General features: G+C 63.8%; 22 protein-coding genes and 1 riboswitch. Of the genes, 14 read left to right on the top strand and 8 right to left on the bottom strand.

Annotated features, from left to right (window positions below):
- Positions 1–8 precede the first annotated feature (8 nt).
- The 3 genes from BMY38_RS15525 to BMY38_RS15515 form a co-directional block, all read right to left on the bottom strand.
- Positions 9–1139 (bottom strand): aminotransferase class V-fold PLP-dependent enzyme, encoded by a 1131-nt coding sequence (locus tag BMY38_RS15525; RefSeq protein ID WP_092764546.1) that lies wholly within the window; start codon positions 1137–1139, stop codon positions 9–11.
- A gap of 76 nt (positions 1140–1215) precedes the next feature.
- Complete coding sequence (locus tag BMY38_RS15520; protein WP_092764544.1) at positions 1216–1674, bottom strand: Lrp/AsnC family transcriptional regulator; 459 nt, start codon at positions 1672–1674, stop codon at positions 1216–1218.
- Entirely contained in the window at positions 1671–2126 is a 456-nt protein-coding gene (locus BMY38_RS15515; RefSeq protein WP_092764744.1) for an Lrp/AsnC family transcriptional regulator, read from the bottom strand. The genes BMY38_RS15520 and BMY38_RS15515 overlap by 4 nt, the downstream gene beginning before the upstream one ends.
- Before the next feature lie 134 nt (positions 2127–2260).
- On the opposite strand from BMY38_RS15515, the gene ilvC reads away from it, so the two are divergent.
- The 12 genes from ilvC (at position 2261) to glmM (ending at position 17740) form a co-directional block, all read left to right on the top strand.
- Positions 2261–3283 carry a ketol-acid reductoisomerase gene (ilvC, locus tag BMY38_RS15510; protein ID WP_092764542.1) on the top strand — a complete coding sequence of 341 codons (1023 nt, stop codon included), beginning with the start codon at positions 2261–2263 and terminating at the stop codon, positions 3281–3283.
- A gap of 241 nt (positions 3284–3524) precedes the next feature.
- On the top strand, positions 3525–4442 hold the full coding sequence (locus BMY38_RS15505; RefSeq protein WP_092764540.1) for a DMT family transporter: 918 nt from the start codon (positions 3525–3527) through the stop codon (positions 4440–4442).
- Positions 4443–4502: 60 nt separating this feature from the next.
- Positions 4503–5951, top strand: a complete 1449-nt coding sequence (locus tag BMY38_RS15500) for a TrkH family potassium uptake protein (protein WP_092764538.1) — start codon at positions 4503–4505, stop codon at positions 5949–5951.
- Between the two features lie 157 nt (positions 5952–6108).
- Complete coding sequence (locus tag BMY38_RS15495) at positions 6109–7044, top strand: glycine--tRNA ligase subunit alpha (protein ID WP_092764536.1); 936 nt, start codon at positions 6109–6111, stop codon at positions 7042–7044.
- Positions 7041–7934 carry an FkbM family methyltransferase gene (locus BMY38_RS15490; RefSeq protein ID WP_092764534.1) on the top strand — a complete coding sequence of 298 codons (894 nt, stop codon included), beginning with the start codon at positions 7041–7043 and terminating at the stop codon, positions 7932–7934. The genes BMY38_RS15495 and BMY38_RS15490 overlap by 4 nt, the downstream gene beginning before the upstream one ends.
- Positions 7935–8014: 80 nt before the next feature.
- Positions 8015–8557 (top strand): DUF6446 family protein, encoded by a 543-nt coding sequence (locus BMY38_RS15485; protein WP_092764532.1) that lies wholly within the window; start codon positions 8015–8017, stop codon positions 8555–8557.
- A gap of 2 nt (positions 8558–8559) precedes the next feature.
- Positions 8560–10782, top strand: coding sequence for a glycine--tRNA ligase subunit beta (glyS, locus tag BMY38_RS15480; protein WP_092764530.1), 2223 nt, complete (start codon positions 8560–8562; stop codon positions 10780–10782).
- A gap of 184 nt (positions 10783–10966) precedes the next feature.
- Complete coding sequence (locus tag BMY38_RS15475; protein ID WP_092764528.1) at positions 10967–13498, top strand: putative PEP-binding protein; 2532 nt, start codon at positions 10967–10969, stop codon at positions 13496–13498.
- Between the two features lie 197 nt (positions 13499–13695).
- Positions 13696–14382: a cell wall hydrolase gene (locus BMY38_RS15470; protein WP_245737645.1), complete on the top strand. Its 687-nt coding sequence runs from the start codon at positions 13696–13698 to the stop codon at positions 14380–14382.
- Positions 14383–14482: 100 nt separating this feature from the next.
- Positions 14483–15424 carry a dihydroneopterin aldolase gene (locus BMY38_RS15465; protein ID WP_092764526.1) on the top strand — a complete coding sequence of 314 codons (942 nt, stop codon included), beginning with the start codon at positions 14483–14485 and terminating at the stop codon, positions 15422–15424.
- The gene (gene folP / locus BMY38_RS15460) at positions 15424–16416 is read left to right on the top strand and encodes a dihydropteroate synthase (protein WP_092764524.1); all 993 of its coding nucleotides are present in this window, start codon (positions 15424–15426) and stop codon (positions 16414–16416) included. Before BMY38_RS15465 ends, folP begins: the two co-directional genes overlap by 1 nt.
- The gene (glmM, locus tag BMY38_RS15455) at positions 16397–17740 is read left to right on the top strand and encodes a phosphoglucosamine mutase (protein WP_092764522.1); all 1344 of its coding nucleotides are present in this window, start codon (positions 16397–16399) and stop codon (positions 17738–17740) included. The genes folP and glmM overlap by 20 nt, the downstream gene beginning before the upstream one ends.
- Here the strand turns inward: glmM and chrA are convergent.
- From chrA to metZ, 5 genes are all read right to left on the bottom strand, one after another.
- Positions 17737–18969, bottom strand: coding sequence for a chromate efflux transporter (gene chrA, locus BMY38_RS15450; protein WP_092764520.1), 1233 nt, complete (start codon positions 18967–18969; stop codon positions 17737–17739). The genes glmM and chrA overlap by 4 nt on opposite strands.
- On the bottom strand, positions 18966–19112 hold the full coding sequence (locus BMY38_RS18225) for a hypothetical protein (protein ID WP_175495913.1): 147 nt from the start codon (positions 19110–19112) through the stop codon (positions 18966–18968). Before BMY38_RS18225 ends, chrA begins: the two co-directional genes overlap by 4 nt.
- A 119-nt stretch (positions 19113–19231) precedes the next feature.
- A complete protein-coding gene (gene folE2, locus BMY38_RS15445) occupies positions 19232–20272 on the bottom strand; it encodes a GTP cyclohydrolase FolE2 (RefSeq protein WP_092764518.1) in 1041 nt (346 codons plus the stop codon).
- Between the two features lie 96 nt (positions 20273–20368).
- A complete protein-coding gene (locus BMY38_RS15440) occupies positions 20369–20848 on the bottom strand; it encodes a GNAT family N-acetyltransferase (protein ID WP_092764493.1) in 480 nt (159 codons plus the stop codon).
- Positions 20845–22050 carry an O-succinylhomoserine sulfhydrylase gene (gene metZ / locus BMY38_RS15435; RefSeq protein ID WP_092764491.1) on the bottom strand — a complete coding sequence of 402 codons (1206 nt, stop codon included), beginning with the start codon at positions 22048–22050 and terminating at the stop codon, positions 20845–20847. Before metZ ends, BMY38_RS15440 begins: the two co-directional genes overlap by 4 nt.
- A gap of 59 nt (positions 22051–22109) precedes the next feature.
- A riboswitch (SAM riboswitch) is annotated at positions 22110–22186 on the bottom strand.
- Positions 22187–22289: 103 nt separating this feature from the next.
- Here metZ and BMY38_RS15430 point away from each other — a divergent pair.
- Both BMY38_RS15430 and BMY38_RS15425 read left to right on the top strand, forming a co-directional pair.
- Entirely contained in the window at positions 22290–22997 is a 708-nt protein-coding gene (locus tag BMY38_RS15430; RefSeq protein ID WP_092764489.1) for a glutathione S-transferase N-terminal domain-containing protein, read from the top strand.
- A 199-nt stretch (positions 22998–23196) separates the two neighbouring features.
- On the top strand, positions 23197–24096 hold the full coding sequence (locus BMY38_RS15425; protein ID WP_092764487.1) for a 5-bromo-4-chloroindolyl phosphate hydrolysis family protein: 900 nt from the start codon (positions 23197–23199) through the stop codon (positions 24094–24096).
- Positions 24097–24099: the final 3 nt, after the last annotated feature.

The following is a 24099-nucleotide window of genomic DNA, read 5'->3' as shown; positions in this document are numbered from 1 at the left end:
AGCACATCTCAATCCGGAAAGACCTGGTCCACGACCCGTTTCAGCCGCCCGACTGTCGCGTCCACATCCATCAGCTTGTCCAAACCGAACAGACCGATGCGGAACGTCGAGAAATCCGCCGGTTCATCGCATTGCAGCGGCACGCCCGCCGCAATCTGCATGCCGTGGGCGGCGAAGGCCTTGCCGGTTTTGATTTCCTCGGACGGAGCATAGCTGACAACCACGCCCGGCGCACCGAAGCCTTCGGCGGCAACAGACGGCACACCCTTGGCGGCTAACATTTCGCGGACCTTGGTGCCCAACTCCCACTGCGCCGACTTCAGCCGGTCAAAGCCATACGCGCGCGTCTCGGTCAGCGTGTCGCGAAACACGCGCAGGGCGTCGGTGGGCATCGTGGCGTGATAGGCGTGGCCGCCCGCCAGATAGGCCTCCATGATCTGCGTCCATTTCTTCAGGTCGATGGCGAAACTGTCGGAGGTGGTCGTCATGACACGGTCGTATGCGGCGTCGGACATCAGAACCAGCCCGGCGCAGGGCGACGCGCTCCACCCCTTCTGCGGCGCGGACAGCAGCACGTCGACGCCGGTTTCCGCCATGTCGACCCAGATACATCCTGACGCGATGCAGTCCAGAACCATCAGCGCACCCACTTCATGTGCCGCGTCCGACAGCGCCTTGATGTAATCGTCGGGCAGGATCACGCCCGCGCTGGTTTCAACGTGCGGTGCGAAAACGATATCAGGGCGGGTTTCGCGGATGCGGGCCGTGACCTCCTCGATCGGGGCAGGCGCGAAGGGGCTGCGGCTGTCATTGCCGGACTGGCGCGCTTTCAGAACCTCGGTCCCCTCGCTGAAGGCTCCGGTCTCGATGATCTGTGACCAGCGATAGCTGAACCATCCGTTGCGCACGATGAGGGCCTTGGCCCCCTGCCCGAATTGCCGGGCGACCGCTTCCATCCCGAAGGTGCCGCCACCGGGGATGATAGCCAGGTGTTCGGCATTGTAGACTTCGGTCAGACCGGCATGCAGATCGCGCATGACCTGCTGAAAGCCGGCTGACATGGAATTCAGCGAGCGGTCGGTGAACACCACGGAAAATTCGTCCAGTCCTTGTGGGTCGACCGTGTCTAGAAGGGCCATGCGTCGTCTCCGCCAATGATTTCGAAAGAGTGTTTCATGTCGGGCGCAGACCTTCAATGCGCCTGTCGACACCCCGTCAAAGCGGCCCCGGCAGGCGTTCCTCGGACAGCAGGACATTCGCCTCCACTTCGCCGACACCGGGCAGGGCCATCACCCGCCTGCGCAGGACACGCTCGAAATCGGCCAGATCACGGGCGGTGATCCGCAGACGATAATCATAGCGGCCCAAGACATGTTCGACGCGCCGCACTTCGGGAATGGCGGCGACCACCCGTTCGAAATCTTCCAGCGAGACGCGACCCTTGGTGGCCAGCTTGATCCCAAGGAAGACCGTCACCCCGAAGCCCAGCATTTCCATATCGAACGACAACTCCCGTCCCCGCAGGATGCCCGCATCGCGCAGCCGCCGCAGCCGCCGCCACGCTGCCGGTTGCGATAGACCCACGGCTCGGCCCACGGCTCCGGCAGACAGCGTGGCATTGGTCTGCACCACGCGCAGGATCGCACGGTCGGTGGCGTCGATAAGGTCTGTCATATCGGCAGACTCTGGTCGGTCTTGACGTTCGCGACATGCATCAGGGCCTCGATTTCGGCGATATGCGGCAAGGTCAGAATCCGGTCGCGATACAGCGTCTGCCAATGTCCCATATCGCGCGCGATCACCGTCAGGCGCAGGTCGACACGCCCCAGAAATGTCTGCATCTGCGTCACCTCCGGCACTTTGCGGGCAGCATCCATGAAACGGTCGAAGGCCCCCGGCACGGTCTTGTCGAGCTGGATCCGAAGGCTGACTTCGACCGTATATCCCAGCGCACCCCAGTCGATGACCCCATGCACACCGCGCAGCACGCCCGTTTCCCGCAATCGGTCGATGCGGCGGGACACGCGGGCCGCGGGCAACCCGAGGATGGCGGCAAGATCGGTCGCCGTCAGATCGGGATCGGCCTGCCATTGGCGCAAAAGATGGCGGTCAATATCGTCTAACATGAAAAACACGATATTTGATTGATTGACGAATGACTATCGCAAAAATTTGCCAAGATTTCCAAGGAACCCTTCTCGGCTTCCCCGATCCACGTCGCTATCCCTCTCGCCAGATACATCCCACGGAGGACTCCCCGATGCGCGTTTACTATGACCGCGACTGCGACGTTAACCTGATCAAGGACATGAAGGTCGCCATCCTCGGCTATGGCAGCCAGGGCCACGCCCATGCCCTGAACCTGCGCGATTCTGGCGCGAAGAACGTCGTCGTCGCCCTGCGCGAAGGCTCCCCAAGCCGGGCCAAGGCCGAAGGCGAAGGCCTGAAGGTCATGGGCATCGAAGAGGCCGCCGCCTGGTGCGACCTGATCATGTTCACCATGCCCGACGAATTGCAGGCCCAGACCTACAAGAACCACGTCCATGACAACCTCAAGGACGGCGCGGCCATCGCCTTCGCCCACGGCCTGAATGTCCACTTCGGCCTGATCGAACCCAAGCCCGGCGTCGACGTCATCATGATGGCGCCCAAGGGCCCCGGTCACACCGTGCGCGGCGAATACGTCAAGGGCGGCGGCGTGCCCTGCCTTGTCGCCGTTGACAACGATGCCTCCGGTCGCGCGCTGGAAATCGGCCTGTCGTATTGCTCGGCCATCGGGGGCGGACGCTCCGGCATCATCGAGACCAACTTCCGCGAGGAATGCGAAACCGACCTGTTCGGCGAGCAGGCCGTGCTGTGCGGTGGTCTGGTCGAGCTGATCCGCATGGGCTTCGAGACGCTGGTCGAGGCCGGTTATGCCCCCGAGATGGCCTATTTCGAATGCCTGCACGAAGTGAAGCTGATCGTCGATCTGATCTACGAGGGCGGCATCGCCAACATGAACTACTCGATCTCGAACACGGCCGAGTATGGCGAATACGTCAGCGGCCCGCTCATCCTGCCCTACGACGAGACCAAGAAGCGCATGAAAGAGGTTCTGACCGACATCCAGACCGGCAAGTTCGTCCGCGACTTCATGGCCGAAAACATGGTCGGACAACCTTCGTTCAAGGCCACACGCCGCCTGAACGACGAACATCAGATCGAAGAGACGGGCGAGAAGCTGCGCGGCATGATGCCGTGGATTTCAGCCGGCAAGATGGTCGACAAAGCGCGCAACTGATATCTGTAAGTCATGACTGACGAAAGGCCGCCCCCTGGGTGGCCTTTCTCTTTACTGACGGGGCCTGATCTGTATGGACCCGCGTCTGCCAGTATCCCCGGCTGCTCGCATCGTGTGTATGCTCAAGCTCCGGCGAAATGAGGTTCCCTGGCGCTAATGATCGCAACTGAAGCATGGCGATCATGCGCGGCCGAGCCGCATACCCTGTCCAACCGCCTGCCCAAAGGCTAGGTCCGCGATCATGGCAAGCACGACCGACACCCCCGTTTCGCAACCGACCCTCGGCAACTATGCTTCGGTCATCGCCCTCGGGCTGATTTGGGGTGGCACGTTCATGGTCGTGTCCATCGCCCTGCGCGGCTACGGTCCGGTCACGGTTGCCACGGCGCGCACGACTCTGGGGGCTGTGGCGCTGCTGTCGCTGGTGGTGATGATGGGCCGACCGATGCCGCGATGGTCGGGCCTGCTGGCCGGATACATCGTGATGCTGGGCCTGCTGACCACGGCGATTCCCTTTCTTCTGCTGTCGTGGGGCCAGCAATACGTCGCCTCGGCCTTCGCGGGCCTGTCGATGGCGGTTCTGCCGCTGTTCGTATTGCCGCTGGCGCATTGGCTGGTGCCCGGCGACCGGCTGACGTGGCGCAAGGGCAGTGGTTTTGCACTGGGTCTGACGGGCGCTCTGGTCCTGCTCGGGCCGGGCATAACGGCGGCGGGTGGCGGCGATCTGGTGGCATTGGGTCGGCTGGCCTGCATCGCCGCGACGGTTTGTTACGCCGTCGGCTCGATCCTGACGCGCCGCTGCCCACCCATCGACGGAATGTGGCTGTCGGCGCTGACGCTGGGGGTCGGGGCCGTTGTCCTGGTGCCCACGATGTTTGTGGTCGAGGGCGCGCCGGGCGCGGCGGACCCCGGCATCATGGCGGCGATCGTCTTTCTGGGACTGGTGCCCACGGCCTTCGCCGTCCTGCTCCGGGTACAGGTCATCCGCTCGGCCGGGCCGTCGTTCATGACGCTGGTGAACTATCAGGTGCCGGTCTGGTCGATGCTGTTCGGCGCGCTGATCCTGTCCGAAGATCTGCCCGGCCGGTTCTATCTGGCGCTGGCGCTGATCGCCAGCGGTCTCGCCGTGTCGCAATCGGGTGGGCGCAAACGCCTCTGACGCCGCGCCATCGCACGCGCCTCGCTTGACAGCGCAGTCCCGGCGGCGGACACCGCTTGAATGCTGGACGTGCGCCCCGTCGGATACGTGATCGGCCTTTTGCTGATGGCCCTCGGCGCGTCGATGGCGCTGCCGCTTATCGCCGATATCATCGAAGGGAACGGCCATTGGCCGGTCTTCGTCGAATCCGGCCTGATCACCATTCTTGTCGGCATGTGCATCTCGCTGGCGACGGCAAACGCGGTGCGCGACCGGCTGTCGCTGCAACAGACGTTCCTGCTGACCACCGCGGTCTGGCTTATGCTGCCGGTCTTCGCGGCCCTGCCCCTGATGATCGGAGCCTCCGATCTCAGTTATACGGATGCTTTCTTCGAGGCGATGTCCGGCCTGACCACCACCGGCTCGACCGTCATCACGGGTCTGGATGATCTGCCGGCGGGTATCCTGCTCTGGCGCGGGCTGCTGCAATGGTTCGGCGGCATCGGCGTCATCGTCGTTGCCATGGTATTCCTGCCCGAGCTGCGCGTCGGCGGCATGCAGATCTTCCGGTCCGAGGCCTTCGACACGATGGGCAAGGTTCTGCCCCGCGCGGCACAGATCAGTTCCACCATATCCTCGATCTACCTTGGGATCACGGTGCTCTGTGCGCTGGCCTATGGCGCGGCGGGCATGGGCATGTTCGATGCGATCGTCCATGCGATGACCACTGTGTCTACCGGCGGGTTCGCCAACTACGATGCCAGTTTCGCGACGTTTCAGGGTCCGACGGAATACATCGCCACGGTCTTCATGCTGGCCTCGGCCCTGCCCTTCGTCCTGTATGTGCAACTGGTGAACGGATCGGGTCGGCCGATCCTGTCGAACAGTCAGGTGCGGGCCTTCCTGGGTACGGCCGCGACACTGGTGATGACGGTGGCAGGTGCGCTGATCCTGTTCGACGACTTTTCAGTCGAACAGGCCATACGCGAAGCCTTGTTCAACATCGCCTCGATCCTGACCGGGACGGGCTATGCCAGTGTGGACTATATGCAGTGGGGCGGCTTCATCATCGCCATCTTCTTCTTCAGCGGATTGATCGGCGGCTGTGCCGGATCGACGACCTGTTCGGTCAAGATATTCCGCTACCAGATCCTGTTCGCGGCGGTGAAGGCACAGATCCGCCGCGTGCATTCACCCCACGGCATATTCCGGGCGCGCTATGACGGTGTGGCGGTGTCGGAAGACGTGCTGTCTTCGGTCATGGCGTTCTTCGTGCTCTTCGTCGTGACGCTGGGCGTTTTTTCGGTGGCACTGGCGATGACCGGGCTGGACCTTGTGACCAGCGTTTCGGGCGCGGCCACGGCGGTTGCCAACATCGGGCCGGGTCTGGGCGACATTATCGGCCCTGCGGGCACCTTCGCGTCGCTGAGCGACACGGCGAAATGGTTGCTGGCAGCCGCGATGCTGATCGGGCGGCTGGAGCTGATGGTGGTCTACGTATTGTTCACGCGGCGCTTCTGGACGGCCTAGCGTCAGGATTCATAACCGGACATGCTCCGCCGGGGTCTCTTGCGGGCAGATCTCGGTCCGCGCTGCTGATCAGCGCCTTTCGATCGCGTCTGCACCCTGCGTTGACGGGCCTGATCATGCCGCTTAGACGCGGTTTCGACCGGATCGGAGACGCCAGATGACCGTGCATGACGCCCCCCGCAGCTTTCAGGAGATCATCCTGCGGCTTCAGACCTACTGGGCGATCAAGGGCTGCGCCATGTTGCAACCCTATGACATGGAGGTCGGCGCGGGCACGTTCCACCCGGCCACGACACTGCGCGCGCTTGGACCAAGGCCCTGGGCCGCGGCCTATGTGCAGCCATCGCGCCGCCCGACCGACGGGCGTTACGGCGAGAATCCGAACAGATTGCAGCATTATTATCAGTATCAGGTTCTGATCAAACCCAGCCCGCCAGACCTGCAGGAACTGTATCTGGGTTCGCTGCAGGCCATCGGCATCGACGCCGGTCTGCACGATATCCGTTTCGTCGAAGACGACTGGGAAAGCCCGACACTGGGCGCCTGGGGGCTGGGCTGGGAAGTCTGGTGCGACGGTATGGAAGTCAGCCAGTTCACCTATTTCCAGCAGGTCGGCGGCCACGACTGCCATCCCGTGTCGGGCGAACTGACCTACGGACTGGAACGTCTGGCGATGTATGTGCTTGGCATCGATCACGTCATGGACATGCCGTTCAACGACCCCTCCGCCGCGATTGCGCTGACATATGGCGACATCTTCAAACAGACCGAGGAAGAATACGCCCGCTGGAATTTCGACACAGCCGACACCGCCGTCCTGCTGCGACACTTCGAAGAGGCCGAGGCGCATTGCGCCGAAATCCTGTCGCAACCGGCCGACGACCCCAAGACCGGCAAACGCATCATCATGGTTCACCCGGCCTATGACCAGTGCATCAAGGCCAGCCATATCTTCAACCTGCTGGATGCGCGCGGCGTCATCTCGGTCACCGAACGCCAGGCCTATATCGGGCGCGTCCGGGCGCTGGCCAAGGCCTGTGCGGATGCCTTCCTTCTGACCCGCGCGGGCGGCTGGACCGAGGACGCGGCATGATTGAGTATCCCGTCACACGCCTGCAGGGGGCTGCGCGACGTCGGCATAGACGCCTTCGCGCCCGCATTATGCGCCACCTGCACAAGCGAAGCGGCGAAGGCCTGGTGAGCCGGGCAAATCTGCTTGTGCGCTGGCTCTCAGGAAAAGAGCGCACCTTTCATTACGATTCCGCTGCGGGCCTTTATTCCATGCGCGAAAACGGGCAGGAACACTGGTTCAGCTCGCCACATCGCATCTGGACGACATTCGACGGACTCGCCGCGCGGGCCACCGATCTGCGCGGGCAATATGTACTCGATGGTGTCCCTTTCGAGGAAGATGACTGGATCGTCGATATTGGTGCTAATATCGGCGACCTGTCCCTCTGCTTTCGCGGTCTCGAAAGTGGTGCATCTATGAGCGTTAACTTCATCGCTTTCGAGCCGTCGCCGAAGGAGTTTGCCGCGCTGGAACGCAATCTAGCAGCAAATCCGGCACTGGCCTCGCATGAATGTCATAACCTCGCCCTATGGTCTGACGACAGCGAAGCGTTAACCTTCTATGTGAAGTCAGAGGAAGCAGACTCCTCACTCATACCAATCACCGGAGCAACGCACAAAATCAAGGTGCCAACCGCGCGCCTTGATCATGTTCTGCCCAAGCGAACTTACAAGCTTCTTAAGCTGGAAGCGGAAGGTGTCGAGCCCGAAATCCTAGAAGGGGCCACCGAAATCCTGCCCCACTTCCGTTTCATCACCGCCGACCTCGGGTTTGAGCGCGGTACGGAACTGGATTCGACCTTGCCTCAAGTCACCAACTTCCTTCTGCAACGCGGGTTTGAAGTTGTGGGCTATGAAGGTAGCCGCCATGTCGTTCTCTTCCGCAACACGAACCCTCCTCCGGAAGCCTGACCGCACCCTGCCTCGCGCTTGCCCCGGCCCAAGGCTCGTTGTAACCCGCCCGGACCGCCGCAACCCCGGAAGGGACCAATATGGGCAAGTTCGCCGTCATCGCCATCCTCGTCACCTCGCTGCTTGTCGGCGGCGGTATCTGGTATGCCCAGACGCGCGGCTATTATGCCCCTGCCGACGGCCCCGTGACCCTGACGCTGGCCTCGCCGGACGGCGCACTGACGACCCTGCCGGCCCAGAACGTGGAGGCGATCATCTCCAACGCTTCCCCCTTGGGGTTTCGCGCTTGTTTCCAGCACCTTCTGGACGTCTCCACCCTGGGCGCGGAAATTCCGGTAATCCTTCGGACCGACCCCGGCCCAACCATCGCACCCGACTGGTTCGACTGTTATGACGCTGGTTATGTCGGCGAATTACTGACCTCGGGCGAAGCAGTGGCCTACACAGCCTATCCGAACGTCGCCTACGGGGTGGATCGCGTCGTCGCGCTGACCGGCGACGGGCGCGGCTGGGCCTGGAACGAACTGAACGATTGCGGCCGCAAGGCTTACGACGGCACCCCGGTGGGCGAGGCCTGCCCCGACCGCGAAACCTACGAGCCGCTGATCGAGGGAAGCCTCTAGATATGTCCGACCTGCTGATCGAGTTGTTTTCCGAAGAGATTCCGGCGCGCATGCAACGCCGCGCCGCCGACGACCTCAAGCGCCTTGTCACCGACGGTCTGGTCGAGGGCGGGCTGACCTATGCGGGCGCCATCGCCCATTGCACGCCGCGTCGCCTGACGCTGTCGATCCACGGGCTGACCGACGAAAGTCCGACCACCACCGAGGACCGCAAGGGCCCCAAGGTCGGCGCTCCGGAAAAAGCGCTGGACGGATTTCTGCGCTCCACCGGACTGACGCAGGACCAGCTTGTCGTGGCCGACGACAAGAAAGGTCAGGTCTATATGGCCCGGATCACGAAACCGGGCCGTGCCGCGCCCGCAATCGTGGCCGAGGTGCTGGAGGCGGCGGTGCGCGGTTTCCCCTGGCCGAAATCCATGCGCTGGGGCACCGGGTCGCTGAAATGGGTGCGCCCGCTGCGGTCGATCCTGTGCATTCTCGTGCGCGAGGACGGGGCGGAAATCGTGCCGCTGGACATCGACGATATCGTTTCGGGCGTTACGACCGAAGGTCACCGCTTCATGGCGCCGGGCCGCTTCGCGGTGAAATCCTTCGACGACTACGAGGCCAAGCTGAAACGCGCGAAAGTGGTTCTCTCGTCCGAAGAACGCGCCGACGCCATCTGGCAGGACGCCACCAATCAGGCCTTCGCCGCCGGGCTGGAGGCGGTCGAGGACAAGGGCCTGCTGGCCGAGGTCGCGGGGCTGGTCGAATGGCCCGTCGTGTTGATGGGCGAGATCGGGGCCGATTACCTCGACCTGCCGCCCGAGGTGCTGCAAACCTCGATGAAGGAGCATCAGAAGTTCTTCTCGGTGCGCAATAAATCCGGCAAGATCGTCTGCTTCATCACCGTCGCCAACCGCGAAACGGCGGACCACGGCGCGACCATCCTTGCGGGCAACAACAAGGTGCTGTCCGCGCGCCTGGCCGATGCGAAATTCTTCTGGGAAAACGACTTACGCATTGCCAAATCGGGCGGTGACGACTGGGCCGCGCCCTGGCTCGACGCGCTGGGCAATGTCACCTTCCACGCCAAACTCGGGAGCCAGGCCAAGCGCATCGACCGCATCGCCGCCCTCGCCCGCGAAATCGCCCCCGCCGTCGACGCCGACCCCGATCTGGCCGAGCGCGCCGCGCGTCTGGCCAAGGCCGACCTGTCGTCCGAAATGGTCTACGAGTTCCCCGAACTTCAGGGCCTGATGGGCCGCTATTATGCCGAAGCCGCAGGCGAAGTCCCGCAGGTCGCCGCCGCCGCACAGGAGCATTACTCGCCGCTCGGGCCGTCCGACGACGTGCCGACCGCGCCAGTCTCGGTGGCCGTGGCGCTGGCGGACAAACTGGACACGCTGGCCGGGTTCTGGGCGATTGATGAGAAGCCGACCGGCTCGAAGGATCCCTATGCGCTGCGGCGGGCGGCTTTGGGGGTTATTCGGCTGGTGTTGCAGTCGGAACTGTCGCTTCCTCTCGGTCGAATTATTAATTCCGCACTCCTTTCTTCTGAAGAGAACGCAAGGAAGCGGTCTCGGATCGCTTTGCAATCCGTCCTCGCGGCCGCTGACGGTTTACCCGATCCAAAGAGTGACCCACTGGATATTCTCGAACCAGTCGACGAGAAAGACCGCATAGAACCGCGCCTTTCCGAAGAAGAAAACCTCCGCAGAGAAAACCTCCTCGCCTTCCTCCACGACCGCCTCAAGGTCCACCTCCGCGACGAGGGCATTCGTCACGATGTCATCGACGCCTGCCTCACCGGCGACCGGACCGACGACCTGACCGACCTTGTGGCCCGCGCCCGCGCCCTCAATGCCTTCCTGACCACCGATAACGGGGAAAACCTAACGCAGGGTTACCGGCGGGCGAAAAACATCCTGACGCAGGCCGAAGAACAGGACGGCGTCGAATACAGCTACGGTGCCGAGCGCAAGCTGGCCGAGACCGACGAGGAACGCGCGCTGTTCGATGCCATCGAAGCTGCCCGTCCGAAGATCGATGCGGCGCTGACGTCCGAGGACTACCCCGTCGCCATGACCGCGCTGGCCGACCTGCGCGCGCCGGTGGATGCGTTTTTCGAGGCGGTGCAGGTCAATGCCGATACTCCGATCCTGCGCCGGAATCGCCTGAACATGCTGTCGGAAATCGTGCGCACCTGCACCAAGATTGCCGACCTGTCGCGGATCAGCGCGTAAATATGGTATGCTCCGGGTAATACCGGAGTAATACCCGACGGCATACCGGCAACACACCGGCATTTCGACGTATCGAGGGCTAGGCAGACGTTACGGAAATCTTAGGATCGGCCTCGTAAACTTGCTATGCTGCGGCGCAACATTAAGTTATGCTGCATCTGCACACTTGTCCGAGGTTGAGACCATGCTCGACATACCCGGCTTCACCCCGGTCACGCCCACCGCCGACATTCGGGTCGCGCGGCATGGCAACCGTGCCAAGTGCCTGCAACGCCTTATCCGTATGGACCTGCCGGTTCCGCAGACTGTTGCCATCCCCTTCGCCACCGTCCGTGAAATCGCCGAAGGGCAGATGCCCGACCTTGCCACCCTGATCGGCCTGTTCGAAGGCGAGCCGATGCTGCTGTCCGTCCGCTCTTCCAGTGAAGCAGCGGACTGGGGCGGGCCGAACGCGGTGCTGAACATCGGCATGAACGACGCCGCGCACGGTTGGTTGTCGAAGACGCTTGGCCATGCCGCTGCCGACAAGCTCTATCTGAGATTCATCCGGTCTTTTGCCATTGAAGTCATGCGCTTGGACGAAGAACCTTTTGACGCCGCCAAGACTCCGTCCGAGGCCTGCATCATCTACGAGGAAGAGATCGACGACCCCTTCCCGCAGTCCATCGCCGATCAGTTGGCCGCCGTTCTGCGCTCGATGGCGCGCGCTTGGGATGGCACCTCTGCCCGTCTGTTGCGACAGGCCAAGGGCGCGCCCGGCGATGCCGGACTGGGTCTGGTCGTTCAACGCATGGCGCAGGGCATGGGACCGGGGCAATCGGGGTCTGGCGTCGTGCAATTCGTCAACCCCGCCACCGGCGAGCCGAAGGTCACGGGCCGCTATATGGGTCAGGCCATGGGCCGACGTGATTTGCGCAACAGCGACAAGGCGATCTATCTGACGCGAGACGAGCGGGGGCCTTCGCTGGAAGATCTTCTGCCCGAGGTCTATGGCGAACTGCTGAAGGTCGGGGCACGCTGTCGCAAGCGTCTGCGCGAGGAAATGCAGGTCGAATTCACTATCGACCAGGGTCGCCTGGCCGTTCTGGACGCCGTGCGCTGCCCGCGCGAGGCCCGTGCGTCGGTCGCCATAGCCGCCGCGCTTGCCCGCGATGGAATCATTCCGCGGTCCGAGGCGTTGCTGCGGGTGTCGCCCGATACGCTGTCGCGCCTGCTGCATCGACAGGTCGATCCCGGGGCTGAACGTGTTGTTCTGGCGCGCGGTATCGCCGCCTCGCCCGGAGCCGCTGCCGGTCGGATCGTATTCGACAGTGCGGCCGCGCAGGCTGCGCAATCGCGCGACGAGGCCTGCATTCTGGTTCGGCGTGAAACTTCGCCCGACGACGTACGCGGCATGCATGCCGCCGATGCGGTGCTGACAGAACGCGGCGGCACGACCAGTCACGCAGCCGTCATCGCACGCGGTCTGGGCCTGCCCTGCGTTACCGGCGCGATCGGACTGCACGTCAGCCATAAAAAGCGTCGCGTGATCCTGGCCGACGGACGTGTGCTGCGCGAAGGCGATGAGATCACGATCGACGGTTCCACCGGCGAAGTGATGGAAGGTCGCGTCGCCACCACCGAACCGGCGCTGAACGGGGCCTTTGGCGACCTGATGGCCTGGTCGGATGATGTCCGGGACATCGGCATCCGGGTCAACGCCGACACGGTAGCCGACGCAACTTTGTCGCGCACATTTGGCGTCGACGGTATCGGCCTGTGCCGGACGGAGCATATGTTCTTCGAAAGCGGACGCCTGACCGTCATGCGCGAGATGATCTTCGCTGAAACGGGGGCCGATCGCGCCGCCGCCCTGGATCGCCTGCTGCCGATGCAGCGCGACGATTTCACCGCTTTGTTCAGCCTTATGTCTGGCCTGCCGGTCTGCATCCGCTTGCTGGATCCGCCGCTGCATGAATTTCTGCCCAATGAAACCGACGGCATCAGATCTTTGGCCGAGGCGTTGGACCGGCCCCTGTCGGAGGTAAAAGCCCGGATCGAGTCGATGCAGGAATACAACCCCATGCTGGGCATGCGCGGCGTACGGTTGGGCATTGCCCTGCCCGAAATCTATGAAATGCAGGCCCGCGCCATTTTCGAAGCGACGGTCGCCGCCTTGGCCAAGGGTGTGGACGTGCGGCCCGAAATCATGATCCCGCTGGTAACCGCGCGACGCGAAGTCGAACTGGTCAAGCGTCGGCTGGACGGGGTGGCGGCAAAGGTGCGTGACGAAACCGGCGTTGATTTCGACTATGACCTTGGCGTCATGGTGGAAACGCCGCGCGCGGCCTTGCGGGCCGGGGAAATTGCTGAACAGGCAGCGTTCCTCAGCTTCGGAACCAATGATCTGACGCAGATGACCTATGGGTTGTCCCGCGACGATGCTGGCCGGTTCATGTCGGCCTATGTCAACGAAGGCGTCTACCCGGAAGACCCCTTCGGAACGCTGGACGTCGAGGGCGTGGGCGAGTTGCTGCTGCTGGGGGCCTCACGCGGTCGCAAGGCGAACCCAAAGGTGATCCTGGGGCTGTGCGGCGAACATGGCGGCAACCCCGAATCGATCGCCTTCTGCCGCTTTGCAGGGTTCGACTATGTCAGCTGTTCTCCGTTCCGTGTGCCAGTCGCCAAGCTGGCCGCAGCACAAGCCACGATACTCGCAGCGAAAAAGGCGGATTGACGCCGAAATTTGCCCGCAACGGCAAGATACCGCGGACTCTGGTGCCGTGACGTAGCGAAGGCGACCGGTCGCATTGCGCATCATCGTTGCCGGTCCCAATTCCCCCCATGACGCAACAAGCGCCGGATTCACGCTTCGCTAACGCGAGCCGTGTAGGCCTTGCGCGGGATGAAACGGTTCAGGGGTACGAATTGTCGATGATCTGGAAAAAGGCCCTTACGGGCCTGTTGTTCGTCTGCGTCGGGTTGATCCTGGCCACCACGCAGGCTGCGCAGGCGCAATCGCTGGCCATGTCGATAGCCGGCGGGGTGGAAATGCGGGGGTTCAGCCGCCTCGCCAGCTTGACGCGGGATGCGCCGGACACAGAACTGGTGCGAGCGGCGCAGCCTTTGTCGCAACAGGGAAAGGCACGATTGCGCGATGAAAACCGCGACCCCGGTGTTCAAAACGATACCGCACTCGTTGATACGCCCCCGGCCACCGGCGATGCGCAATGGCGTTGCCTGACCGAGGCGATCTATTTCGAAGCCAGGGGCGAGCCGCTGGACGGTCAGGTTGCCGTGGCCGAAGTCGTTCTGAACCGCGTCGATTCCAAGCGGTATCCGGACACGGTCTGCGAGGTCGTCAATCAGGGCACGGGAAAACTGAACGCATGTCAGTTCAGCTATACCTGTGATGGTATCCCCGAACGGGTCACCGAACCCAAGGCATGGGACAAGGCAGGGCGGGTTGCCCGGCGTCTGATCGATGGCGCTCCACGTCTGCTTACCCGCAATGCAACGCTCTACCACGCCGATTATGTAGACCCTTACTGGGCAGCTGCCTATCCGCGTACGGTCAAGGTCGGGCGGCACATTTTCCACAGACAGGGTCCTGACGCCTGAAGGTCGCCTCCGGACCCTCCGGCACACGCCGGGGCTTTCGTCCGCGCGCCTGCCGTGGTCTGAGGGGGACGCCCTGTCTGCTCCGATCGCGAGGTCCGCCATGTCCGTCCGTTCCGTCCCGCATGCCCCAGCCAGCGATACTGAGTCCGAGCAGGAAGCTCTGCGCCTTGCCTTCGCCGCCCCGCTGGACCGGGCGCGCGCGACAGGACTGCCGCTGGACCGCATTTCCCTGCGCGATCATATCCGCGAGGTCGAGATCGGTGCATTCCAGCTGGAACGCGGCATCACGCAACGGGTGCGCTTCGACATCGTCGCGGAAGTTATCCCCGACACCGAAGCCATCGTCAGCGACGATGTCGATGGCATCCTGAGCTATGACACGCTGATCGAGGCGATCGATACGGTGTTGGACGCAGAGCGCATGAACCTGCTGGAAACGCTGGCCGAACGGCTGGCCGCGCGCGTCCTGCAGCACGACCGCGCCGCCCGTGTCTTCGTGCGGATCGAAAAGCTGGACCGCGGGCCGCATCTTCTGGGTGTGGAAATTGTCCGTTCGCGGTCGCAATCGCCCGCCATCGACCTGTCCGACGATACTCCCCGGCCCCGCGTGGTCCTGTTACCGCCGGGTGCACAGGACGATGCCGCTTTGCCCGCACTTCTGGACCGTCTGGCCGCAGATCCGGTGCCGACGGTGTTGGTCGCCAGCCTCGACTTCGTGCCGCCCGCGACGGATCAGCCGATGGCCGGACGCCGCATCGCGCTTTTGGCACTGGAACAGGCTGCATGGCGCTTGGCGGCCCGCGACCGTCGCTGCGTGGTCGTCGACAGCCGGACCGAACTGGACTGGTCGATGCGTCACGCCGGATTGACGGTCTGGGCCCCCTCACGGCTGGTGCTGGATGCGACCGAGGGACCGGACGGTTTCGACGCGCCCAGCCTGGCGCGGTGGTTCGCGCAGACATTCGGCGCGGTGGAGCTTGTCACGCCAGATGCCCCCACCGCTGCGATTGAACGTCAGGCGGTGACGCTGGACGCGATCTGATGCGCTATCTGCGGCCCTTGCCTGCAACGATATCGGATGGTCCGCGTCTTGCCGGTGGCTGGATGCGGTTTGACAGGGTCGAGATCTGCGAACGTGACCGCCGACCCGTGATTGTCCCGGTCGGCGACCTGCCCGAGGCCGAACTGGCCCCGCTGATCGCGCCGCGCCCGCCCCTGTGTGGCATCCCGATGGATCGCCCGTCGATCATGGGCATTCTGAACGTCACGCCCGACAGCTTTTCCGATGGCGGTCTCTTTGTGCATCCCGATGCGGCGCGCACGCAGGCCGATGCAATGTCGCGGGCGGACATTCTCGACATCGGGGGTGAAAGCACCCGGCCCGGCGCGGCGGAGGTCTCGGCCGCTGTGGAAATCGAGCGGGTCCACCCGGTGATCGCGGCCCTGCGCGGACGCGCCCTGTCCATCGACACGCGCAAGGCCCCGGTGGCGCAGGCCGCGGTGGCGGCGGGCGCGGTGCTGGTCAACGACGTATCTGCGATGACCTTCGACGCCGACATGGCGGCCACGATCGCCGCGTCTGGCGCGGCGGTCTGCCTGATGCATGCGCAGGGCGCGCCCGAGACGATGCAGGACGATCCGCGATATGCCGATGTGGCACTGGATGTGTATGACGCCCTGGCATCGCGGGTCGACGCAGCGGTGACGGCAGGCATTCCGCGTGACCGGATCATGGTCGATCCGGGGATCGGATTCGGCAAGACGCAGGACCACAACCTTGACCTGCTGCGCCGCATCGCACTGTTCCACGGACTGGGTCTTCCGATTCTGCTGGGCGCATCGCGCAAACGGTTCATCGGCGCAATCGGCAGCGCGCCGCAGGCCGCGGATCGGATGCCGGGCACTCTGGCGGTTACCCTCGCTGCCGTGGCACAAGGCGTCCAGATGCACCGGGTTCACGATGTGACGGCGGTGGCGCAAGGCATCGCACTGTGGCGCGAAGTGGGAGGTTACGATGGCCCTGTTTGGAACTGACGGCGTGCGCGGACGCGCCAACCAAGGCAACATGACAGCCGAGATGGCACTGCGCCTCGGGGCCGCGGCGGGCCGGTATTTCCGGCGCGAGGGGACGGGATATGCCGCCCACCGCGTTGTGATCGGCAAGGACACGCGGCAATCGGGCTATATGCTGGAAAACGCGCTGACAGCGGGACTTACCTCGACGGGCATGAATGTGCTGCTGCTGGGGCCGGTGCCGACGCCCGCCGTGGGTCTGTTGGCGCGGTCGATGCGCGCCGATCTGGGCGTCATGATCAGCGCCAGCCACAATCCGGCAGACGACAACGGAATTAAGTTCTTCGGCCCCGATGGCTTCAAGTTGTCCGACGAGGCCGAAGCCGAGATCGAACGTATGGTCAAAGATGGCGTGGATCTGGCCGAGGCACCCAGCATCGGGCGCGCCAAGCGCATTGAAGACGGGCGCGGCCGTTATGTCGAATACGCCAAGACCACAATTCCGACCGGCATGTCGCTGGAAGGGCTGCGCGTGGTGATCGATTGCGCCAACGGGGCCGCCTATCGCGCCGCGCCCGACGTCCTGTCGGAACTGGGTGCGACCGTGATTCCCATCGGCGTTGCGCCGAACGGACGCAACATCAACCTCGACTGCGGATCGACGCAGACCGACACCTGCGCGCAGGCCGTCGTCGCACATGATGCAGATGTGGGTATCGCGCTGGACGGCGATGCCGACAGGGTGATGATCCTGGATGCCCAAGGAAACGTGGCGGATGGCGATCAGCTGATGGCGCTGTTCGCCACCCGTTGGGCCGCCGAGGGACGGCTGAACGGCAACGCGCTTGTGGCCACGGTCATGTCCAACCTGGGCCTGGAACGATATCTGGACGACAAGGGTCTGCGCCTGTTGCGCACCAAAGTCGGAGACCGGCACGTGGTCGAGGCGATGCGGTCAGGCGGCTACAACCTGGGGGGCGAACAATCGGGGCACATCGTCATGACGGACCACACGACCACCGGCGACGGCTTGATCGCCGCGCTGCAGTTTCTGGCCGAGATGGTGCGCACCGGTCTGCCCGCGGCCGATCTGATGCACAGTTTCGTCCCGGTGCCGCAGAGGCTGGAGAACGTGCGCTACGATGCCGGAGCCACGCCGTTGGAGACCGCGCGCGTCAAGGCTGCGATTGCCGCCGCCGAAGCCGCGCTGAACGGCAGCGGACGCCTGTTGATCCGTGCGTCGGGGACCGAGCCGTTGATCCGCGTGATGGCCGAAGCGGAAGACGATGGCCTGCTGAACCGTGTCGTCGATGATGTGGCCGATGCGGTGCGCGCGGCAATCTAGACAAACAGGAACAGTGCGGCCCCCGCCAGCGCGGCCAGTGCCAGCGTCTCCGGCAGTCCACGCTTCAGGACCAGCAGCCAGACGAAGGCCAGAAGTGCCAGCATCAGCGCGCGCCCATCCAGCGATCCTGGCAATGGCACGGGCGGAGAAGAATTCCGCACATCAGTGAACAGGATATGGACCGCGAACCAGACCGACAGGTTTGCGATGACCCCCGCCACCGCCGCCGATACCATATCGAGTGCGCCGCGCAGTCGGGGATTGGCGGTCAGTCGCTCCAGATGCGGGGCACCTGCGAATATCCACAGGAAGCACGGCGTGAACGTCGCCCAGAGTGTCACCAGCGCCGTCGCGATCGCCGTGCCGACACCGACCTGCGCGCCACCCAGCCAACCCGTAAAGAGTGTCACCAGGATCAGAGGGCCGGGCGTCGTTTCCGCCAGTCCAAGCCCGTCGACCATCTGATCCGGTCGCAGCCATCCGTTCGTTTCCACCGCCGTCTGCGCGAGGGCTGCCAACACTGCATAGGCTCCACCGAAGCTGACCGTGGCCAGCCAGCTGAAGAACAGCCCGGCCTGTGCCGGAACCGATCCTGGGGCCAGCCACAGCACGGTCAGCAGCGGCAGCCACCAGATCGCCAGCCATGTGACGATGGTCCGCAGAGTGCCGGCCTGGGCGGGCGGTGGCATGGATCCGGCCTTGCCCGACGGCACAGCGAACCCGAGCACCAGGGCCGAGCCCAGCACGATCCAGAACGGCACCGCGAAGAAGAACAGCGCGACGAAAGCCGAAGTCGCGATAGCCAGGGCCAGCGGACCTTTCAGGGCTTTGGCCCGGAGCTTCCAGAGCGCACCCGCAACGATGGCCAATGCCGCAGCCTTGATGCCGAGAAACGCGGCCTCGACCAGCGGCAGCCGACCATAGCCAAGGTAGAGCGCGGACAAGGCGACTATCACCAGCGCGCCCGGCAGGACGAACAGAACTCCAGCCAGAAGTCCCCCCGCCGTGCCGCGCAGACGCCACCCGGCATAGGTCGCAAGCTGCATCGCCTCGGGGCCCGGCAGAAGCGTGCAGAAGCCAAGGCCACGCAGGAAGGTATCTTCGTCCAGCCAGCCCCGCTCCTCGACCAGTTCGTGATGCATCAGGGCGATCTGTGCCGCCGGGCCGCCAAAGGACAGAACCCCGATGCGCCCGAAGGCGCGCGTCATCTCGGGCCAGCCGGGGGTCATACCGGCACTTGCTGAGCCATCAACCGATCGGCGATCGGATCCCGCGCAACTTCGGGCTCGGACGGAGCAGAGACGCCCGGAATCACGACCGTGCTGGACAAAATCGACATTGGCTTCGGGAGCACAATGAATATGTCGGCCAAGGGGGCATCCTCCGAATGAACGACGTCAAGGATGCGCGACTTGGGCCGAAGCCTCGGACGGGTATGCGCGGCCCCTGTCTGGATTCAAACCATGCACAGGGCGCGTGCGTCAAGCGGGGCTAACCCGCGTGGATCAGCGTTCCGAACAGGTGCGGGTCCAGGGTATCGGCGGCGAACATTTCACCCTGGGTCAGAACCGACACGGCGTCATGGCTGTGAAGGCTCTCCTGATGGCTGGCGGCAATGCGGAAGTCTCCGACGCCAGGCAGCTCGGTCAGCCCTTCGGAAAACAGCCGGACCGCGTCTTCGACGAAAATCGGGTTGGCGGCGTTCAGTTCGGCAAAGGCCTGTTCGTCCTCGCGCTTGACCATCACCTGCGTTTCAGTGGGCACCTGACGACGGCACATCTCGATAAGGTCTTCGACGCTTGTATCGCCTGTGACTTCGACGGAAAGCCGGGCGACGGAGCGTTGCGAATGCGGCGTCGCAAGCTGATTGCGGGTGCGGCGGGCGTGTTCCGACAACTCCAGCGAACAGGGGCAAGTCGAGGAATAAACGTAATCGAGGTGCAGCACACGACGACGGGTCCCGCCCGTCTGAGCGACTTCCATGGATACATTGTAATACTGCCAACCGGTCAAGCCGGACCGCAGACTTTCGACCTTCAGCGGCAGGTCGAACGTCAGCAACAGGCGGGCATCGAGGCTGTCCAGATCGTCGCGGTAGCCGGCCAGCACCGCGTCCACGACATCGAACCCTACCTGCGTTTCCGCATGGGCATAGAACGACCGCATGATGCGCGACATATTGATGCCCTTGCGCCCTGCCTCCAGCGACACCGTGCCGGTGACCGAGACCTGCGCCAGATGTGGGCCGTCGCGAGTCGCGATCTGCATCGGCAGGCGGAAGTTCGAGATGCCGACATGCTGTATCCGGCGATCCGAACCCCGGATCAGCGTGGCGGGACCATTCTGCAAATCCGGCAAGGTCGCGCGATAGGCGTCATCCGTTACAATCTGCGGATAGCTGGTCGAGAGATGCGGATGATCGTCGATATCGGGCTTCTGCCCGCTTGCAGCGTATCGTTTCAGCAAGGCCATTGCGGCCTGGGCTTCAGCTTCGGTCGGCTGGCGTTCAATATCCGGTGCGTGGACAGTCATATGCCCCTCCCTTCGGTTCGCGCTCAGACGGCTATGTGGGTATTTTATGCAGGATAGCAAGGCTTGTCTGCCCTGAGGAAGCCACCCTGCGGGCGATCATGCCGCAAGTGGCAGGGTCATATCGGTCGCGGGGGTCATCACGCCATCGCGCACCTGAGGGGCAGATGCGATGGCCGTCCAGCCGTGGCGCGCAAAGAACGGGCGGGCCATGTCGCTTGCACGCGCCGTCAGTGTGCCGATGCCACTGATGCGCGCATGGTTCACCAGCATCGCCAAAAGCGCGTCGGCGGTGCCTGTTCCCCGCGCCTCGGGCACGACATAGGCAAAGTCGACGCAGCCATCCCCGCGCAACGTCATGAACCCGGTCGGCACGCCGTCCAGTTCGGCCACGAATACCGCCTGCCCGGCCAGCCGGATGGCATAGCTTTCGGGCGTCTGCCGAACCGGCATCCAGGCTCTGCACTGTTGCGCTGAATACCGAGGCACGGCACCCTCGTGCATGCCGCGCCAGAGGATGTCGATCAGCGCGGGGATGTCGTCCGCCCGGCCCCGGCGAATTTCGCGCACGGCCATCATGCCGCGTCCAATGCGTCCAGAATGTCGGCAATCAGGTCGCCGCTGTCCTCCAGCCCACACGACAGGCGGATCAGGCCGGGCGTGATGCCCAGCGCGGCCTTCTGGTCGTCGGGCAATCGTTGGTGCGTGGTCGTCGCGGGCGGTGTAGCGATGGATTTCGCATCGCCCAGATTGTTCGAAATGATGATGATATCGAGCGCGTTCAGAAACCGGTAGGCCGCATCCTTGCCGCCGGTCAGATCGAACGCCACCATGGTGCCGCCTTCGTCCATCTGGCGCAGGGCGACGTCGTATTGCGGATGCGACGGCAGGTGCGGATAGATCACACGGGACAATTTGGGATGACCCTCCAGCGCTGTGGCGATTTGCGTCGCCGTCCCGGTCTGGGCGCGGACCCGCAGGTCAAGGTGCTCCAGCCCCTTCAGCATCACCCAGGCGGTGAAGGGCGACATGCTTCCGCCCGTATGCTTCATATAGGGTTCGGCCACACCGCGCACGAAATCGCGCGTGCCGCAGATCACTCCGCCCAGACAACGGCCCTGCCCGTCGATATGCTTTGTGGTTGAATACACGATCACGTCGGCACCCAGCTCCATCGCCCGCGAATAGGTCGGCGTGGCAAACACGTTGTCGACCACGACCAGCGCGCCGACGGCATGGGCCAGGTCGGCGACGGCGGCGATGTCGATGACCTCCAGCGTCGGGTTGGAAATGGTCTCGAAGAAAGCGACCCTTGTGTCCGGGCGGATGGCCGCAGCCCAGGCGTCAATATCGGTGCCGTCGATCAGCGTCACCTCCACCCCGAAGCGCCGCAGCACATCGTCGAGGATATACAGGCAAGATCCGAACAAGGCGCGGGCCGCGACGACATGGTCGCCCGCCTTCAGAATAGCCATCATCGCACCGTTTACGGCGGCCATGCCGGAGGCGCAGGCGAAAGCATCTTCCGTTCCTTCCAGAGCGGCGATCCGGTCCTCGAACATGGCGACGGTCGGGTTTCCATAGCGCGCGTAGATGAACTCCTCACGCCCGGCGTCCAGAAAACGCGCTTCGGCATCTTCGGCTGTGTCGTAGACAAACCCCTGGGTCAGGAAGATCGCTTCGGAGACCTCTCCATACTGGCTGCGACGGGTCCCGGCGTGGACGGCATTGGTGCGTGATTTGCGCTTGCGCGTATTTGGCACGGGCGGAGTATCTTTCATGGCGGCCTCCTTCGGGGGCGTGGACAGGCACCAGATATTCGGAGGGGGGCGCTTCGCACGCGCATGCGCCCCGGACCTCTTTAGCGGAATATTTCGCGAGGGCCGCAAGCTGGTTCAAATCCCCTCCGGGACGGATTACCGCAATATCGCCGATGGTTTCAAGACGGCTTGGCACAGGGAGGGCTTGCAAACACCGTATATCGGACAGAACCTGTCACGAACCGTTGAAGGACGCGCCAATGACCGCACCCATCGAATTGTATTTCTGGCCGACGCCCAACGGCTGGAAAGTATCTATCGCGCTGCACGAATTCGACCTGCCGTATATTCTGAACCTCGTGAATATCGGTGCGGGCGACCAGTTCAAGCCGGAATTCCTTGCCATAAGCCCGAACAACCGGATGCCCGCCATCATCGACCCGGATGGCCCGGATGGCGCGCCGATCCCGATCTTCGAGAGTGGCGCGATCCTGCAGTATCTGGCCCGCAAGCACGGCAGGTTCTGCGGCGAGACGGAGCGCGAGCGCATCGCCGTCGATCAGTGGCTGATGTGGCAGATGGGCGGCGTCGGCCCGATGGCCGGTCAGGCGCATCACTTCCTGAAATACGCGCCCGCGATGGACCCGCCAAATGACCTGCCCTATGCCAAGGACCGGTATCGCAGCGAAGTCGCGCGATTGTATCGGGTGCTGGATACGCAGTTATCGGACAACCGCTATGTCGCCGGAGATTTCTACTCCATTGCCGACATGAGCCTCTGGGGCTGGGTCTCGCTTTGGGAGGGTCAACAACAGACGCTGGACGACAAGCCGCATCTGGCGCGCTGGCTGGCCGAGGTCGGCGACCGCCCCGCGGTACAGGCCGGTCGCGCGCTTCGTGCCGATCTGAGGAGCGATCTGCGCAAGCACAGGGCATCTCACGATGTTCTTTTCAGACAAAAAGGCTGACGGCGGACATTCGCCGGATGTGGCACTGGCACAGGTGGGGTCACTTGTCATACTGTGATACTGCCTCATTTTTTGTCGGCAGGGGTTGGGGGAAGACGCGAATGGGTTCGCCGGGACTGCAGAAGATTGCCTTCGCCGCGCTTGCGGTTCTGGTCGCCCTGGCGGGCGTCGGGATGCTCGACGGCGGGGGGCTTTAGGTATGGCGCAACGGTTTGGCGGTGAATTCAGTCCCACGGGGCAAAAGACGGATGCACGTGGCAAAATCACGACGTCACCCGCACCGACCCTGAAATCGCCGCTGAGGGGACGTGCCCGCACGACCATTTTGATGGCCTTGTCCGTGATACCCGTGATTTTTGCGTTTGGACAACCCGGACCGGTTGGCCTGGCGATGAACCTTGCCGCGGCCGCCGCGATCTTCGGCGGTGCCGTGCTGACCCGCGAAGGCCTGAAGGCCGAGGCCGCCTGGGCCGAACGCCGCATCGCCCGCCGCCCCGCGGTGCCACGCAAGATTTTCGGCGCAGTGGTCTTGGGCATCGGCGTCGCATTGGCCACCGCGTCCGGCCTGTCGGGGCTGTTGTCCGGACTGGTGTATGGCGTCGTGGCGGGTGTCTTGCACATCGTATCGTTCGGTTTGGACCCGATGTCCGACAAGGGGATGGAAGGCGTCGATACGTTCCAGACTGAACGGGTCGCCCGTTCCATTGCCGAGGCGGAAAAGCACCTGACCGCGATGAACGACGCCGTGTTGCGCGCCCGCGACCGCGAGGCGACGGCGCGTGTCGCCAGCCTGTCGGCCAAGGCCCGCGAGATGTTCCGCACGGTCGAGGACGACCCCCGCGATCTGACCTCGGCACGCAAATTCCTGGGCGTCTACCTGATGGGTGCGCGTGACGCGACGGTGAAGTTCGCCGACCTTTATGCCGCCCGCAAGGATGCCGATGTGAAAGCGGATTATTTCAACCTGCTCGACGACCTGGAGCGCGGGATCGAGGCCAAGCGCGAAACGCTGCTGATCTCGGATCGCACCGATCTGGATGTCGAGATCGAAGTTCTGCGGGACCGTCTGAAAGCGGACGGCCTGCCAACCGGAGACTGATAC

Origin of the sequence: Jannaschia helgolandensis (assembly GCF_900109285.1) — a bacterium.
Lineage (GTDB): Bacteria > Pseudomonadota > Alphaproteobacteria > Rhodobacterales > Rhodobacteraceae > Jannaschia > Jannaschia helgolandensis.
Note: the sequence above shows the minus strand (reverse complement) of the source record. Positions and strands in the feature narration are given on the sequence as shown.